General features: G+C 65.2%; 15 protein-coding genes. 7 read left to right on the top strand and 8 right to left on the bottom strand.

What is annotated here, in order from left to right; all coding sequences use genetic code 11:
- Window positions 1-117: 117 nt before the first annotated feature.
- The 8 genes from ACO2Q9_RS20315 to ACO2Q9_RS20280 form a co-directional block, all read right to left on the bottom strand.
- Complete coding sequence (locus ACO2Q9_RS20315; RefSeq protein WP_423314140.1) at window positions 118-516, bottom strand: type II toxin-antitoxin system VapC family toxin; 399 nt, start codon at window positions 514-516, stop codon at window positions 118-120.
- A 441-nt stretch (window positions 517-957) separates the two neighbouring features.
- Entirely contained in the window at window positions 958-1305 is a 348-nt protein-coding gene (locus ACO2Q9_RS20310; protein ID WP_423314139.1) for a hypothetical protein, read from the bottom strand.
- A complete protein-coding gene (locus tag ACO2Q9_RS20305) occupies window positions 1302-1697 on the bottom strand; it encodes a phage holin family protein (protein ID WP_423314137.1) in 396 nt (131 codons plus the stop codon). The genes ACO2Q9_RS20310 and ACO2Q9_RS20305 overlap by 4 nt, the downstream gene beginning before the upstream one ends.
- A 1-nt stretch (window position 1698) precedes the next feature.
- Entirely contained in the window at window positions 1699-2046 is a 348-nt protein-coding gene (locus ACO2Q9_RS20300) for a glycine zipper domain-containing protein (protein ID WP_423314136.1), read from the bottom strand.
- A gap of 55 nt (window positions 2047-2101) precedes the next feature.
- Window positions 2102-5269, bottom strand: coding sequence for an efflux RND transporter permease subunit (locus tag ACO2Q9_RS20295; protein ID WP_423314135.1), 3168 nt, complete (start codon window positions 5267-5269; stop codon window positions 2102-2104).
- 42 nt (window positions 5270-5311) lie between these two features.
- A complete protein-coding gene (locus ACO2Q9_RS20290; RefSeq protein ID WP_423314134.1) occupies window positions 5312-6712 on the bottom strand; it encodes an efflux RND transporter periplasmic adaptor subunit in 1401 nt (466 codons plus the stop codon).
- Between the two features lie 116 nt (window positions 6713-6828).
- A complete protein-coding gene (rnhA, locus tag ACO2Q9_RS20285) occupies window positions 6829-7290 on the bottom strand; it encodes a ribonuclease HI (RefSeq protein ID WP_423314133.1) in 462 nt (153 codons plus the stop codon).
- 36 nt (window positions 7291-7326) lie between these two features.
- A complete protein-coding gene (locus ACO2Q9_RS20280; RefSeq protein WP_423314132.1) occupies window positions 7327-8157 on the bottom strand; it encodes a class I SAM-dependent methyltransferase in 831 nt (276 codons plus the stop codon).
- On the opposite strand from ACO2Q9_RS20280, the gene gloB reads away from it, so the two are divergent.
- From gloB to ACO2Q9_RS20245, 7 genes are all read left to right on the top strand, one after another.
- Entirely contained in the window at window positions 8156-8929 is a 774-nt protein-coding gene (gene gloB, locus ACO2Q9_RS20275) for a hydroxyacylglutathione hydrolase (protein ID WP_423314131.1), read from the top strand. The genes ACO2Q9_RS20280 and gloB overlap by 2 nt on opposite strands.
- On the top strand, window positions 8926-10467 hold the full coding sequence (locus ACO2Q9_RS20270; RefSeq protein WP_423314130.1) for a transglycosylase SLT domain-containing protein: 1542 nt from the start codon (window positions 8926-8928) through the stop codon (window positions 10465-10467). The genes gloB and ACO2Q9_RS20270 overlap by 4 nt, the downstream gene beginning before the upstream one ends.
- Window positions 10468-10566: 99 nt before the next feature.
- On the top strand, window positions 10567-11259 hold the full coding sequence (locus ACO2Q9_RS20265; RefSeq protein WP_423314129.1) for a GntR family transcriptional regulator: 693 nt from the start codon (window positions 10567-10569) through the stop codon (window positions 11257-11259).
- 153 nt (window positions 11260-11412) lie between these two features.
- Complete coding sequence (locus ACO2Q9_RS20260; RefSeq protein WP_423314127.1) at window positions 11413-12453, top strand: ABC transporter substrate-binding protein; 1041 nt, start codon at window positions 11413-11415, stop codon at window positions 12451-12453.
- Between the two features lie 22 nt (window positions 12454-12475).
- Entirely contained in the window at window positions 12476-13303 is an 828-nt protein-coding gene (locus ACO2Q9_RS20255; RefSeq protein ID WP_423314125.1) for an ABC transporter ATP-binding protein, read from the top strand.
- Window positions 13300-14079, top strand: coding sequence for an ABC transporter permease (locus tag ACO2Q9_RS20250; protein WP_423314123.1), 780 nt, complete (start codon window positions 13300-13302; stop codon window positions 14077-14079). The genes ACO2Q9_RS20255 and ACO2Q9_RS20250 overlap by 4 nt, the downstream gene beginning before the upstream one ends.
- Before the next feature lie 2 nt (window positions 14080-14081).
- Window positions 14082-15326 (top strand): pyridoxal phosphate-dependent decarboxylase family protein, encoded by a 1245-nt coding sequence (locus ACO2Q9_RS20245; protein ID WP_423314121.1) that lies wholly within the window; start codon window positions 14082-14084, stop codon window positions 15324-15326.
- Window positions 15327-15860: the final 534 nt, after the last annotated feature.

The following is a 15860-nucleotide window of genomic DNA, read 5'->3' as shown; positions in this document are numbered from 1 at the left end:
CCGCAGTAAAGAAGCGCGAGTAGCCTCATCAACTTGTGCCTTCGAGAACTTACATTTTGCAGAGGAAAGGTTTGAAGGGGACGGTGCGATGCGCGATAACGTTGCAGCGAACGCTCGCTAGTCTCGCAGCCAATTCTCCAACTGCAAATCTCGCACGCGGCCGAAATCTGAAACGTTATCCGTCACGACCGTCGCCCCCAGCGCCAACGCGTGCGCCGCGATCATCGTGTCGAACTCCCCAATCGGCGTCCCCGCAGCGTGCAACTGCGCACGCAAGCGGCCGTGTGCATCCGCCGCAGCCGTGTCCCACGCAAGCGTTGTTGCCAACTGCAGAAACCGCTCCACCACTTGCGCCAGCTTCCTCGCCTCTGGCCGCTTGGCCAGCCCGTAGCGCAACTCCGCACGCGTCACAGCAGAAATGCACCACTCGTGCGATTCGAGCAGCAGCAGTCTTGCATCAACCTCAGCGCTCCCGCGAATCGCTGCACTCACAATGTTTGTGTCCAACAAATACATAGCGCAACGCCTCTGCTCTTACTTCTTGGACCTGCGCGTCATTGTGGAGGCGAAAGGATCCCGCGGCTCGCTCCTTGCCTGGTTGCGATCGCGCAAAAAGTCCCTCGTCTCTTCCGCCCCCAACTTGTTCCTCAGCGCCGCAAAGTCCGCGTAGCTGGCACGTGGTCGACTGGACAGCACAACATCTCCCGCCGCCGTACGCGAAATGAACACCTCTGACTCCGCGAAGCGAAACTCCGCGGGCAACCGCACCGCCTGACTTCCGCCCGTCTGAAAAATCTTTGCGACTTGACCCATTTCGTATCTCCTACGTGTAAGTCGTCGTTGACGTACGTACATAGTATATACAAATGGTCTGAATCTGCAAAAGCAGGCAAAGGCGCTCAAGAAGACGGCGTTGAAAGGAGCATGATGTTCGAGGATGCGGTTCAGGACTGCAGTCTAGAACCGGCGCAATACCAGCGGCAGCAACCACGAAGCCGCGCGCAACACACGGCGCGGCCCCAGGAAGATCAGCAGGCCCACCGCGCCCGCCACTGCCAGCGGCTGCCGGGTGAGCACGCGCATGATGTGGCTGCGCGGAAACGCATCCGGATCGAGGGGCGTGCCGTCTTCCGCCAGACCCTGCTCCTGCATGCGCTGCGCGACCAGTGCCTCGTTGCGACGCACGATCCAGCGCGTACGCTGGCGCTGGATGGCGTCGACCACCTCGGCTTTGCGCGCGGCGCGCTCTTCGGGTGTCATGGGCCGCGGGTCCGCTTCTGCCGGTTCGGGGAATGGGTCCGTCATAACCGCTCCTTGAGGTCAGACCAGTCGCGTGCGAGCTCCTGCCGCGTGAGGAGGAAGGCCCGGCGTCCGCCTTGAACGGATTTCACCAGTGCCGCCAGCACGCCGCCCCAGGCCAGCAGCCAGAAGACGGCCACACCCCAGGCCACTGCCTGGCGATGGCCCGAGTCCCAGAAATGGATCATCACGGCGATGGACAGGACGATGAGCGCCACGACGCTGAGTGCAGCCGCAAGCACGGCCAGCACCAGCAGGCGGCGCAGGCGCAGCTTTTCCTCTTCCCACTCGAGGGCCAGCAGTTCGACGCGGTTCTCGGCGGCAAAGGCGGCTTCGGCGGCCAGTTGCCGGTAGCGCGCGATCTTCTCGTCCAGGCCGAAAAGGCCCAGCCAGTTCATCTCAGCGGCGTCCGAGCAGGTAGCCGAGCAATGCGCCCACGGCCAGCGCAGCACCTGCCACACGCCACGGCTCGTCGTGCGCGTAGGCGTCGGCGGCAGCCGCGGCTTCCTTGGCGCGGCGCGCGGCTTCGGCAGCCGCTTCCTTGGCCTTGCGGGCGGCTTCGTGCGCCGTTTCCACGGCCGTCTCGCGAACGGACTGCAGACCTTCGTCGATGCGGACGCGGAAAGCATTCACCTCGGGCATGGCTTCGAGTTCCTTGCGGGCCAGCAGGCCGCGCAAGTCGGCCAGAAGGTTTTCGAGCTCGGCCTGCGACGCGGCGGTGATTGTTTCGGCTTTGGACTTGGGCATGACGGCACTCCTCTTTCTGAAAAAGATATCGAAAGGCGATATTACTTCGCGACGATCACTTGGCAACGAAATCGTCGTGCACCGTGTGGGGTTCGTCGGGCTCTTCCTTGACAGAGGCGGTCTTCGCGCCCGGCACGGTCTTGCGTGCAAACAGCGTGTACATCGTGGGCACGACGAAAATCGTGAGCATCGTGCCCAGCGACATGCCGCCCACGATGACCCAGCCGATCTGCTGGCGGCTTTCGGCACCCGCACCATGGGCGATGGCCAGCGGCACGGCACCCAGCACCATGGCACCGGTCGTCATCAGGATGGGCCGCAGCCGTTGTGAGGCAGCGCCGATGACCGCGTCCACCATCTCCGCGCCGTGCTCGCGCAGCTGGTTGGTGAACTCCACGATCAGGATGCCGTGCTTGGTGATCAGCCCGACCAGCGTGATCAGCCCGATCTGCGAATACACGTTGAGCGACCCGCCCGACCACTTGAGCGCCAGCAGCGCACCCACCATGGACAGCGGCACCGCGAGCATGATCACGAGCGGATCGACGAAGCTCTCGAACTGCGCGGCGAGCACCAGGAAAATGAACACCAGCGCCAGCACGAACACGATGGCCAGCGCGCCCTGCGAGTTGCGGAATTCGCGCGACGTGCCGTTCAGGTCCGTGGTGTAGCCAGGCTTGAGCACCTTGGCGGCCACGCCGTTCATGTAGTTCAGCGCCTCGCCCAGCGAATAGTCCGACGCGAGGTTGGCCGAGATGGTGGCCGAGCGGCGCTGGCCGAAGTGGTTCAGCTCGCGCGGGCTCACGCTCTCGCGCACCTTCACCAGCGCCGACAGCGGGATCATCACGTCATTGCGGCCGCGCACGTAGATGCTGTCGATGTCTTCCGGCGTGGACCGGCCGCTCGCCTGCGTCTGCACGATCACGTCGTACTGCTCGGCGTCACGCTTGTAGCGCGTGACGTTGCGCCCGCCCAGCATGGTTTCGATGGCGCGCGCGACCACGTCCACCGCCACGCCCATGTCAGCCGCCTTCTCGCGATCCACATCGATGCGCAGTTCGGGCTTGTTCAGGCGCAGGTCCACGTCGGGCTGCAGGATGCCGGGCTGCTTGGCGAGTTCTTCCATGAACTGCCGCACGACCTGGTTGAGGTTCTGGTACGAATCGGAGGTCTGGATGACGAAGTTCACCGGCCGGTCGCGGAAGCCCTGGCCGAGCGACGGCGGCGTGACGGGGAACGCCATCACGCCGGGCAGCGCGGAGAACTTCGGGCCGAGCTCGCGCGCGAGGTCCATGGTCGAGCGGCTGCGCTCGTCCCAGTCCACGGTGCGGTAGGTCACGTTGGCCTGCGAGACCGACGGGTTGCCCACGTTGCCGAAAATGCGGTCGAACTCCTTGTATTGCGCGCCGAGCTTCTCCAGTTCGCGCGCATAGCGGTCGGTGTATTCCAGCGTGGCGCCGTCCGGCGCCGTGAGCGTGGCCGAGACAACGCCACGGTCTTCCATCGGCGAGAGCTCCGAGCGCATCTTCGGATACACCAGCGCGATGACCAGCGCGCTCAGCCCCATCACCGCCAGCACGATCCAGCGCGCGTTCAGGATGAAGCGCTTCAACGCAACACCGACGCCCTTCTGCCCTTCGGCCGGCTTCCAGCCCGTGGTGACAATCCAGCGCAGCACGCGTTCGTAGCCGCTGGTGATGCCAACCAGAATGCGTTCCATGCCGCGGTCGAAGCGGTTGGGGTTCGGGTTGTGCTTGAGCAGCAGCGAACACATCATGGGCGTGAGCGTCAGCGCGACGAAGCCCGACACCACCACCGCGCCTGCAAGCGCGAGCGCGAATTCGACGAACAGCCGCCCCGTTCGCCCCGGCGTGAAAGCCAGCGGTGCGTACACGGCGACCAGCGTCGCGGTCATCGTGATCACCGCAAAGCCGATTTCGCGCGCGCCCTTGATGGCTGCCGAGAACGGGTCGAGCCCTTCCTCGATGTGGCGGTAGATGTTCTCCAGCATCACGATGGCGTCGTCCACGACCAGGCCGATGGCCAGCACCAGTGCAAGCAGCGTGAGCGTGTTGATCGAAAAGCCCGCCAGCGCCATCAGCGCGAATGTACCGATCAGGCTCACGGGGATCGTGACGATCGGAATGATGGACGCGCGTACCGTACGCAGGAACACGAAGATCACGAGCGCGACCAGGATCACCGCTTCGGCGATCGTGCGGTACACGTTCTTGATCGAGCGGTCGATGAAGACCGAGTTGTCGTTGGCGATCTGGATGGTCACGCCGGCCGGCAGGTCCTGCTCGAGCTTGGGCAGCATTTCGCGCACGCCGGCCGACAGGTCCAGCGGATTGGCGGTGGCCTGGCGGATGACGCCGGCGGAAATGGCCGGCAGGCCGTTCAGGCGCACGGTGCTGCGTTCGTCGGCAGCGGCTTCCTGCACGCGCGCCACATCGCGGATCTTGACCGGGAATCCGTTGACGGTGCGGATCGTGATGTCGGCGAACTGCGAAGGCCGCACCAGATCGGTCTGCGAGGTGACGCTGAATTCGCGTTGCTGCGATTCGATGCGACCGCCCGGCACTTCGAGGTTGTTGCGGCGGATGGCATCTTCCACGTCCTGCGTCGTCAGGCGGTACGCTGCCAGCTTGGCCGGCTCCAGCCACACGCGCATGGCGTACTTGCGTTCGCCATAGATGCGCACGTCGGCCACGCCGGTCACCGTCTGCAGGCGCGGCTTGGCGATGCGCGAGACCACGTCGTTGATCTGCAGCGGTGTGAGCACATCGCTTGAGAACGTGATGAAGACAACGGGAAAGGCGTCGGCCTCGACCTTGGCGATCACCGGTTCATCGATGGAGGTGGGCAGGCGGTTGCGCACGCGGGCCGTGCGGTCACGCACTTCGGCGGCCGCGGCATCGGCGTCCTTTTCGAGGCGGAAACGCACGGAAATCTGGCTCTGCTCGGCGCGGCTGATGGAAGTGATGACGTCCACCGCGTCGATGCCGGCGATGGAGTCTTCCAGCACCTTGGAAATCTGCGACTCGATCACCTCGGCGGACGCGCCGGGGTAACGCACGGTGACGGTCACGACGGGTTCGTCGATCTTCGGGTATTCGCGGACCGTCAACCGGTCGAAGCTCACCGCACCGACCAGCAGCACCAGCAGCGAGAGCACGGTGGCAAACACGGGGCGGCGGATCGATATCTCCGGAAGTTGCATGAACGGGCTCCAGGAATGTGGGGGTTCAGCGTGCGGCGCGCATCAGGCCGGGTTGCGCGCGGCCGGGCGTGGGCCCGCGGGTTTGCCGCCAGAAGGCGCTGCGGGCGGATCGGCGCGATCGGCAGCAGCCATGCCGATCAGGCACGGATTCGGGCCGCTGGCAGCCGCCCGTGCAGCGGCAGGAGAAACCGCGGCGACCGGCGCAGAGGCAAGGGAAGGGGCAGCAGGAGCCGCGCCATTCGGGGCGACGGGAGCGGAGCCCCTGGCCGCAGGCGCGCCGCCTTCCGGAGATTGGCCCGGGGCCTGATTGGCATTCAGGTCGACCACGCGCACTTTCGTGCCGTCGCGCTGCACGCGTTGCTGGCCGGCAGTGACGATCCAGTCGCCTTCCTGCACGCCATCGGTGATTTCGACGCGCCCCGGTCGACGGATGCCGACCTTCACCTCGACGCGCTGCGTCGTGCGCGAGCCGTCTGCGCCATCGACGATCTTGACGACGAACTGCCGGTTGCCCTGCGGCACCAGCGCTTCTTCGGGGATCACACGCGCGTCGTTGCGTTCGCCGAAAACGGCCGTCACGCGCGCGAACATGCCCGGGCGCAACTGCAATTGCCGGTTGTCCACGCAACCGCGGATGCCGACCGAGCGGCCGTTGGCGTCCAGCAGCGGATCGATGGCCTGCACCACCGCCGTGAAACTGCGGCCGGGCAAGGCGTCGATGTTCAGAAGCGCGCGCTGGCCTCGCCGCACCTTGGACTGGAAGCGCTCGGGCAGGCGGAAGTCGACATAGACGGCGTCCATGTCCTCGATGTTCACGATGTCGGCGCCATCCTTGAGGTAGTCGCCGATGTTGACGCTGCGGATGCCGGTGATGCCGTCGAACGGCGCGATGATCTTCAGCCGCGCGGCCGTGGCCTGCGCCAGAGCCAGCTTGGCCTGCGCCACTTCGAGGTTGGCCGCGCTCTCGTCCACCGAGCGCTGGCTGATGAAGCTCTGCGCCACCAGATCCTGGTTGCGCTTGTGGTTGGCCTGGGCAATGGACAGCTCGGCCTTGCTCTGCTGCAGTTGCGCCTGCTGGAGCTGGTCGTCGAACTGCACCAGCAACTGGCCTTTGCGCACGCGGTCGCCGTCACGGAAATTCAGCTGGGTGACGCGGCCACCGACTTCGGGCCGCACCATCACGCTCTGGCGTGACCGCAGGCTGCCGACGGTCTGCGCATCGTCGGACAGCCTCATGACGGAAACACGTGCGGCCTCCACGACGACCGGGCCGCCACTTCCAGGGGCCGGCGCACTGGCGGGGCCTGCACCGGCAGCCGCTTGCGGCGCACCACCAGCGGGTGGAGCCGAAGGCGACGAGCCCTTCTGGAACCACCATGCAGCGCCGGAAACAGCCGCGATGCCCACCACGGCGACGATCGGATAGATTGCTTTGGATGCCATGAAAACTACTGCGCCTCTGGAGCCCGTGAGGTTGGAACCAGTTACAAATTGTTTGATCTGCTCAATGTAGCAGCTTGCAGGGACGATGCAATTGCCGTGCCGCCACACCGCAGTGGCTAGCGGCGGCCCAGCGCCACCTCGACGCCCCGGTTCGCCAGCGCATCGGCACGCTCGTTGCCGGGGTCGCCCGCGTGGCCCTTGACCCATTTCCATTCGATGACATGGCCGGACGTCGCCACGAGCGCATCGAGCCGCTGCCACAGCTCGACGTTTTTCACCGGCTGCTTCGACGCGGTGCGCCAGCCCTTGGCCTTCCAGCCGTGGATCCACTCGGTGATGCCCTTGCGCACATATTCGCTGTCGAGGTAGAGCGTGACGCGGCACGGCCGCTTCAGCGCGGCCAGCGCCTCGATGACGGCGGTGAGTTCCATGCGGTTGTTGGTGGTGCCGAGTTCGCCGCCGAAGAGTTCCTTCTCGGTCGTGCCGGAGATGAGCACCACGCCCCATCCGCCCGGGCCCGGGTTGCCCTTGCAGGCACCGTCGGTGTAGATGGTCACGTGGTTGAGTTCAGTGTTCAAGTGTCAATGCCTCAAGCGGAAGTAGGAACGAAAGGATCAGAGCGATGACCGTGCCGGCGAATCGGCAGGCGGCCGGGGTGCGCGCAAGGGTCTACCCGAGCGGTTCGCCACCGACACCGGCGCGGCCGCCATGCTGCGCGACGATTTCCAGCCGGGCTCGAGCATCCGGATGCCGTGCACGCGCTTGATGGCAACGATCATGTACGCCGCACCGAAGATGGGCCACCAGCGCTCGCCCGCACGGTCCATCCACTGGAAGCGACGCAGCCACGACTGGCTGCCGACCGAGGGCCGGTAGCAGCCGAAATTGCCCGATTCGACCTCGAAGCCCAGCAACCGCAGCCAGTCGCGCATGCGCCAGTAGCCGATGAACTCGCCTTGCGGCGGCAGGAACAGTTCGCCCCAGCCCAGCCGCTTGTACATGTGCGCGCGCCGCTGGCGCAAGCCCCACAGGCTCGCAGGGTTGAAGCAGCACAGCACGACGCGGCCCTCGGGCACGAGCACGCGCTCCACCTCGCGCAGCGTGGCATGGGGTTCACGGCTGAGCTCCAGCGTGTGCGGAAGCACCACGAGGTCCAGGCTGTTTTCGGGGAACGGAAGCGCGGCGAAGTCGGTCAGCAGCGCGGCGCGCGGCGGGGCATCGTGCAGTGATGCATGCAGCGTCTCGTCGGCCAGCCATCGGTGCGGCATGCGGTTGGCCCTGAGCGCGTCCATTGGCCCCTGGCCGAGCTGCAACGCGTGATAGCCGAACACGTCGGCCACTGCAGCGTCGAAGTGCTGCTGCTCCCACGCGAGCAAATACTGCCCGGGCGGCGTCTGGAACCACTCGTGCAGGCCCGGGGGCCTACCTATAATTTGCTCGGTCATGACATTGATCCCGCTGCCCGCCCTTTCCGACAACTACATCTGGCTGCTGCACGACGGGCAGCAGGCCCTGGTGGTGGACCCGGGCGACGCACAGCCGGTGTTCGACGCCCTCGAGCGCGAAGGCTTGCAACTGCAGGCGATTCTAGTCACGCACCACCATGCCGACCATGTCGGCGGTGTCGATGCGTTACGCAACGCTACCGGCGCACGCGTTTACGGCCCCGCACGCGAACGCATCCCCGAACCACTCACCCGCCTGTCGCAAGGCGACACGGTTGACACACTCGGCCTGCGCTTCGACGTGATCGACGTGCCCGGCCATACGGCGGGCCACATCGCTTATTACTGCGCCGACATGGACGGCGCGCCGCTGCTCTTCTGCGGCGACACGCTTTTCTCCGCCGGCTGCGGCCGGTTGTTCGAAGGCACACCCGCGCAGATGCTCGACTCGCTCGACCGCCTGGCCGCCCTGCCCGGCAACACGCGCGTGTGCTGCACGCACGAGTACACGCTGTCCAACCTGAAATTTGCGCGCGCCGTGGAACCCGGCAACGCCGATCTGATCCACTACGCCAGGCAGTGCGAAGCACTGCGGGCCGACCATCAACCCACGCTGCCATCCACCCTGGCGCAGGAACTGAAGATCAACCCGTTCCTGCGCACGCGCGAGGCGACCGTCATCGACGCGGCGCTCGCCCATGCAGGCGATGAAACAGCTAGCGATGTCGGCGTGTTCGCCGTCATCCGCCAATGGAAGAACGAATTCAGATGAGACTTCTACAGATCGCCGGACTTGCGACCCTGCTATGGCTTGCAGGCTGCGCGACCACCGGCACCCCCGGCTCGGCATCGGTCACGACGACCACTCCCGCCGAAGCCGCTGCGCCCAACACTGCCCCGCCGCCTGTCGTGCTCGCGCCCATGTATCCGTCGGGCCCGCTGCAACCCATCGAAGCGTCGCAAGCATCACAGGCCGCGTCGCGCGCTGTCGCGCAGATGGCGCCACCCGCCGAGCTGTGGGAACGCATCCGCCGCGGCTTCGGCATGCCCAACCTCGACACCGACCTCGTGCGCACGCAGGAACAGTGGTATTCGAGCCGGCCGGACTACATCCAGCGCATGACGGAGCGCTCGAGCAAGTACCTCTTCCACATCGTCGAGGAGCTTGAGCGCCGCAGCATGCCGAGCGAACTGGCGCTGCTGCCCTTCATCGAGAGCGCGTTCAACCCACAGGCCGTCTCCAGCGCGAAGGCTGCCGGCATGTGGCAGTTCATGCCGGCCACGGGCACGTACTTCGACCTCAAGCAGAACGTGTTCCGCGACGACCGGCGCGACGTGCTCGCCTCCACCCGCGCCGCGCTCGACTACCTGCAGAAGCTCTACGGCATGTTCGGCGACTGGCACCTCGCCCTGGCCGCCTACAACTGGGGCGAAGGCAGCGTAAGCCGCGCCATCGCGAAGAACAAGCGCGCGGGCCTGGGCACGGCGTACACCGACCTCACCATGCCCGCCGAGACGCGCATGTACGTTCCCAAGCTGCAGGCTGTGAAGAACATCGTCGCCGCGCCCGAGCAGTTCCGCACGCAGTTGCCGCTGATCGAGAACCATCCGTACTTCCAGAGCGTGGACATCACGCGCGACATCGACGTCGAACTCGCCGCCCGCCTGGCCGACGTGAAGATCGAGGACTTCCGCGCGCTCAACCCGTCGATGCACCGCCCGGTGATCCTGGCAGCCGGCACGCCGCAGATCCTGCTGCCGTGGGACAACGCCACCGTGTTCCGCCGCAACCTGGAGGCCTACACCGAAGGCCAGTACGCGAGCTGGACGGCCTGGGTGGTGCCCACCACCATGAGCGCCGCCGCCGCCGCGAAGCAGGTCAATATGACCGAGGCCGACCTGCGCGCCATCAACGCCATCCCGCCACGCATGCTCATCCGCGCCGGCTCCACGCTCATCATCCCGCGCTCGGCCAAGATGCAGGACGACGTGGCCAGCCACATCGCCGACAACGGCAGGCTCCAGCTATCACCCGAACAGATCACCCGCCGGACCGTGGTGAAAGCCGGCAAGAAGGAAACCGTCGCCAGCATCGCCAGGCGCTACAAGCTGTCCGCATCGAATGTGGCGGACTGGAACGATGTTGCCGCCAATGCAGCGTTCAAGGCCGGGGAGTCCGTGGTGCTGTACCTGCCCGTGCGCGTGAAGGCATCCACGTCGTCGGCATCCGCCAGCAAGTCGAGTTCGAGCAGCAAGAAGGCCGTCACCAAGTCCAAACGTGGCGGCACGCCGGCAAAGAAGAAGCGCTGAGCCGGCGTCACGCGGCTCACAAAAAAAGACGCTTGAGGCTGGCAGCGTAGTCAAATATATTACGAAGCCTTCAGCTTGCCAGATCTTCCACGCCCACCCGTGCCCCGCTCCGCCACCTCCACCGCGGCCGCCCCCGTTGCTTCATCGGCTTCGAGCCCCGGCCACACGCTGACCGATCAGGCGTACGCGCGCCTCTACGAGGCGCTCATGAACGGAGTCCTGCTGCCCGAGCAGACGTTGACCGTGCGCGACATCGCCAGCCAGTACGGCGTGAGCCTGACGCCGGTGCGCGAGGCCCTTCAACGCCTCGTGGCCGAGCGGGCCCTGGCGATCAGCGGCCGCACCTTCCAGGTACCCAGGCTCGATATCGAGACTTACCGCGAGATCCTGAAAATCCGGCTCGATCTGGAAGACCTCGCGGGGCGTGAAGCAGCCGCCCGGATTTCCAACGAGGAGATCACGCGCCTGGACGGTGTCGTCGCGCAGCACGTGGCCGCCATCCGGGCAGGCGATGCTCTTGCAACCCTGCGTGCGAATACTGATTTTCACCTCTCGATATATCGGGCATCCGACCTGCCCGTGCTGGTGCGCATCATCGAGAGCCTGTGGCTGCGCATCGGCCCCACCATGAACCTGCTGTTTCCGCAATATTGCGGCAGCCTCGTGGGTCACGAAATCCACAAGACAGCAATGACGGCGCTTCATCGCCGGGATGGCATCGCTTTGGGGCGTGCCATGCGGGACGACCTGATCCACGGTTCGGAATTCCTGGTGCGGCTGCTCAGGCCCTGAACCGTTTCAGGGCATGCTGGCACCATCGAAAGAAGGTGCTGGCACCTTCCAAATATATTTGGCATCCTCCAAACTGCATTCATCCGGTTGTCATGCGAGCGGCCGGCCGGGCCGCAGGCTCATTCGGTCGATCCATTTCTTGAAAGGCTAGTCATGAAGCTCTCCCTGTCACGACGCGATTTCGGCCTGATGGCCGCGCAGATCACCGTCGGTGCCGCCGGCACCACGCTCTTCGGCCTCCCCTCAGCCCTGGCCCAGCAGAAATCCGTGAACCTCGGCACGTTCGGCGGCATCGACGCGCAGAACTACATCCGTGCGAAGAACAGCATGGCGCAGACTTTCGGCCCCGGCGCCAAGGTGGACTACGTCACGGTTCGTGCCGGCTCGGAAGTGATTTCCGCGATGGCCGGCGGCAGCCTGGACATGTGCAACATCGGCTCGAGCCCCATGGTCGTGGGCTATGCCAACGGGCTGGCCGCGTCGATGGTCTATGCGTACAAGAGCATCATCGACAGCGAAGCACTGGTGGTGCAGAACAGCTCCGGCATCAAGACGGTGGGAGAACTCAAGGGCAAGCGCATCGGCCTGCCGTTCAACACCTCTGTGCATTTCGCCGCGCTGGCTGCGCTCAAGGGTGCGGGCCTCGGCCCGGGCGACGTGCAACTCATCAACATGCGCGCGGATACCATCGCATCCGCCTGGACGCGCCGCGAACTCGACGCCAGCTACATCTGGGTGCCGGTGATTCCCAGGCTGGTGGAAGACGGCGGCACCATCATCTTCAAGACCGGCGATCTGGCCACGACGCAGGGCCTGGCCATGTTCGACGGCTTCCTCGTGCGCGACGAATTCAAGAAGCAGAACCCCGACCTCGTCCTCGCCTTCCTCAAGGACTTCGACACGATCGCGCGCGAGTTCAAGCAAAACCCGAAGGAAGTCGTTGCCACCATGACCAAGTTCCTCTCGGTGGACGAGGCGGCGGTGATGCGCTCGCTCAACACCTTCTATCCCATCTCCGCGAAGGAGCAGATCACCAGCAAGTGGATGGGCAAACCCGGCGAGAAGGACACCGGTGTCGCGAAGACGCTCAAGGTGCAGGCCGACTTCCTCAAGGAGTCCGGACAGATCAGCACCGTGCCGAAGGATGTCGGGGCCATGGTGGATTCGAGTTTTGCGATGAAGCTGGCCGCCTGACAAGAAGATGCGGCCGCAGCACATGACCCAACCCTCTGCCGCAGACACCGGCTCCGCCATCGCACCGAAGGCACGCTTTGCAGGCGTGAGCAAGCGGTTCGGCAGCGGACCGGGCGCCGTCCAGGCCCTGGAGCCGATCGACCTGGACATTGCACCGAACGCCTTCGTCTGCCTGCTGGGGCCCTCGGGCTGCGGCAAGAGCACCCTGCTGAATATCCTTGCTGGTTTCGAAGAGGCCACCACCGGCACCGTGACGATGGATGGCGCGCCGGTGCGCGGGCCCGACGCACGACGCGGCGTCGTCTTCCAGCAGGGCGCGCTTTTCACATGGATGAACGTGCTGGAGAACGTGGCCTTCGGCCCTCTGGCCTGCGGCAGGCAGCGCGCCGAGGCCGAAGCCACGGCCATGCGATTCCTGGACATGGTCGGTCTGTCGGCCTTCGCCAAACGCTACCCCTATGAGCTCTCGGGCGGCATGCAGCAGCGCGTGGGCATTGCACGCGCACTGGCCAACGACCCCGAGATCCTGCTGATGGACGAGCCCTTTGCCGCGCTCGACGCGCAGACGCGCGAACTGCTGCAGGAGCAGATCAAGCGCATCTGGATCGACACGCGCAAGACGATCCTCTGGATCACGCACAGCATCGAGGAGGCATTGTTCCTGGCCACCGACATCGTGGTGATGTCGGCGCGGCCCGGTCGCATCAAGGCGCGCTTCGCACCCGGCTTTGCGGGCAGCACCGACCCGACGCTTGTCACGCAACCCGAGTTCGTGCGCCTGAAGGCCGAGATCTTCGGCCTGCTGCGCGAAGAAGCGCTGGCTGCGCAGCACCAGGAGGACGCCCGATGAAATCGCACCGCTGGATCCACGTGGCGTCATTCGCGGCGCTGCTGCTGCTGTGGTTCGTGCTGACCGTGCCTGTGAACGGCACGCCGTTCGTCAAGCCGATGTTCCTGCCCTCCCCGATGCGCGTAATGGAAACCTTCGGCCAGCTCTGGCGCGACGGCTACCAGGGAAAGAGCCTGCTCTACCACCTGGGCATGAGCCTCATGCGCTTCGGTGTGGCCTACGCCCTCACCGTGCTCGTGGCCGTACCGCTGGGTCTGTGGATGGGCATGAACGAAACGGTCAAGGCGGTCTTCGACCCACCGATCGAGATCACGCGACCGATGCCCAAGCTTGCGCTGTTGCCGCTGCTCATCATCTGGTTCGGCATCGGCGAGCTGTCCAAGATCGTGATCATCGTGCTCGCCTTGTTTCCGATCCTGTCGATCAGCGCGATGCAGGCGGTGCGATCCGTCGGCAGGCGCAAGGTGCAGGCGGCCTTGGCACTCGGCGCATCCCGCACCACCATCTTCCGCCGCGTGATCTTTCCGGCCAGCCTGCCGGGCATCTTCACCGGGCTGCGCGTGAGCATCGGCCTCGGCGTGACCATGCTGGTCGGCGCCGAGATGGTGGCCACCAACAGCGGCATCGCATGGATGGCGCTGTCCGCCGCCGACTTCCTGCTCACGAACGTGGTGCTCGTCGGCGCACTGATCATGGCGCTGCTCGGCTACCTGCTCGACCTGCTGGCACGCGCCCTCGAAAACCGCATCGTCCACTGGGGCGGCAAGGAAGGATGAACATGACCACGCCACGCGTCGCGCTCCCGCAGCACGGCATCGCCTGGGAGACGCTCAAGGCCGAACTCGAGGACGCCGCGACCCACGACATGGACTGGCGCCATGGCCGCCTGCCCGCCTATATCCACTACGCAGGGGAAGACGTGCTCGACGTCTCCAAACAGGCGTTCATGATGTACTTCTCGGAGAACGGGCTGGGCCTGCAGGCCTTCCGCAGTCTCGCCACGATGGAAGCCGAAGTGGTCGGCATGGGTCTGGGCCTGCTGCACGGCGACGATGCCGCGCGCGGAGCCATGACCACGGGGGGCACGGAGAGCATCTTCCTCGCGGTCAAGGCCGCGCGCGACTACGCCGCCGCAAGGCGCAGCATCACCGCCAAACCACGCATCGTGCTGGCGGAGAGCGCGCATCCGGCCTTCGACAAGGCAGCGTATTTCATGGGCGTCGAGACCGTGCGCACGCCGATCACCACCGCCTTCACCGCCGACCCCCAGGTCATGGCCGAACAGATCAATGCCGACACCATCATGATCGTGGGCTCGGTGCCCGCCTATCCGCACGGTGTGGTGGACCCGTTGCCCGCGCTCTCCGGCATCGCACTGGAACGCGGGGTGTGGCTGCACGTCGACGCATGCGTCGGCGGCTATCTGGCACCGTTCGCAGAGAAGCTCGGCCGTCCGATCCCCGCGTGGGACTTCCGCCTGCCCGGCGTGTCGTCCATCTCGGCCGACCTGCACAAATACGGCTATACCGCCAAGGGTGCGTCGACCCTCTTCTTCTCCTGCGAAGAGAAGTTCCGCCACATGGGCTACAGCTTCGATGCCTGGCCACGCGGCCAGTACTTCACGCACACGCTGGTCGGCACGCGCCCCGGCGGCGCCATCGCCGCTGCATGGGCCGTCATGAAGTTCCTCGGCGAAGACGGTTACCTCGACCGCACGCGCCGCCTGCTATCGCTCAGGCAAGGCATCGAGGACGGCGTCGCGAAGCTGGGCATGCACACACTCGGCCGCCCCGAACTGGCCATCGTCGCCTACGGCTCACACCAGCACGACATCGCCACCGTCGGTGCCGGACTCAAGGCGCGCGGCTGGGGCATCGGCTTCACCCGCAATCCGCCCGGCATCCAGACCATGCTCAACATGACGCACGAACCGGTGCTGAAACAGTATCTGCAGGACGTCGCCGACTCGGCAGACGCCGCGCCGGCGGCAGGCAGTACAAAGGATCTGCACGCTGTCTACTGAACCCAGGGCTTAGTAACCGCAGGATGATGGAGCGCCCGCGGTAAATCGTTCGGGAGCATCAAGAGCAACGCGGTACGCCCGGATTCTTGGCGCGCTTTCGCGTCGGAGCAGAAGTCGCTACCATTTCTGCTATCGGCCAGAAGCGGACATTGCTCAAATGCCTTCGGAGACTGTTTCTAACCTTCGAGTCTTCACGTCTCCCACTTGGGAGGGATCGGCGTTCATTGAGCCTGAAGCGCAGGAGCTGTGGTTCATGCTCCCGGAGCAGTTGCGCGAGATTGCCAAGGCTGAGATCGAAGCAGGAAATTCACCTGCTACGCTTCAGGTAGACCTGAAAACTTCAGTTCCTCTACTGGCTTTCAGATTCCCACCAATGACCACGACCCCACAGACCGCAGCGGTTGTCGTGCATCGAAGCCACGAGTACGGAAACTATTGCTACGACGGCACTGCGTGTACTTATGAGCATCGAACTCCGAGCGGATTTCTCGCTTTCGACGATCCGGATCACCGCGAAGCCAGATAGTCAGGGAG

This window comes from Variovorax sp. VNK109 (assembly GCF_049445855.1).
Lineage (GTDB): Bacteria > Pseudomonadota > Gammaproteobacteria > Burkholderiales > Burkholderiaceae_C > JAGOCV01.
This window is presented reverse-complemented; position numbering and strand designations above follow the sequence as displayed.

Coding starts and splice junctions, on each gene's coding strand:
- gloB (WP_423314131.1), top strand. CDS start 8,156: ATGACATTGATCCCGCTGCCCGCCCTTTCCGACAACTACATCTGGCTG.
- ACO2Q9_RS20270 (WP_423314130.1), top strand. CDS start 8,926: ATGAGACTTCTACAGATCGCCGGACTTGCGACCCTGCTATGGCTTGCA.
- ACO2Q9_RS20290 (WP_423314134.1), bottom strand. CDS start 6,712: ATGGCATCCAAAGCAATCTATCCGATCGTCGCCGTGGTGGGCATCGCG.
- ACO2Q9_RS20305 (WP_423314137.1), bottom strand. CDS start 1,697: ATGAACTGGCTGGGCCTTTTCGGCCTGGACGAGAAGATCGCGCGCTAC.
- ACO2Q9_RS20245 (WP_423314121.1), top strand. CDS start 14,082: ATGACCACGCCACGCGTCGCGCTCCCGCAGCACGGCATCGCCTGGGAG.
- ACO2Q9_RS20250 (WP_423314123.1), top strand. CDS start 13,300: ATGAAATCGCACCGCTGGATCCACGTGGCGTCATTCGCGGCGCTGCTG.
- ACO2Q9_RS20310 (WP_423314139.1), bottom strand. CDS start 1,305: ATGACGGACCCATTCCCCGAACCGGCAGAAGCGGACCCGCGGCCCATG.
- ACO2Q9_RS20260 (WP_423314127.1), top strand. CDS start 11,413: ATGAAGCTCTCCCTGTCACGACGCGATTTCGGCCTGATGGCCGCGCAG.
- ACO2Q9_RS20315 (WP_423314140.1), bottom strand. CDS start 516: ATGTATTTGTTGGACACAAACATTGTGAGTGCAGCGATTCGCGGGAGC.
- ACO2Q9_RS20280 (WP_423314132.1), bottom strand. CDS start 8,157: ATGACCGAGCAAATTATAGGTAGGCCCCCGGGCCTGCACGAGTGGTTC.
- ACO2Q9_RS20255 (WP_423314125.1), top strand. CDS start 12,476: ATGACCCAACCCTCTGCCGCAGACACCGGCTCCGCCATCGCACCGAAG.
- ACO2Q9_RS20300 (WP_423314136.1), bottom strand. CDS start 2,046: ATGCCCAAGTCCAAAGCCGAAACAATCACCGCCGCGTCGCAGGCCGAG.
- ACO2Q9_RS20295 (WP_423314135.1), bottom strand. CDS start 5,269: ATGCAACTTCCGGAGATATCGATCCGCCGCCCCGTGTTTGCCACCGTG.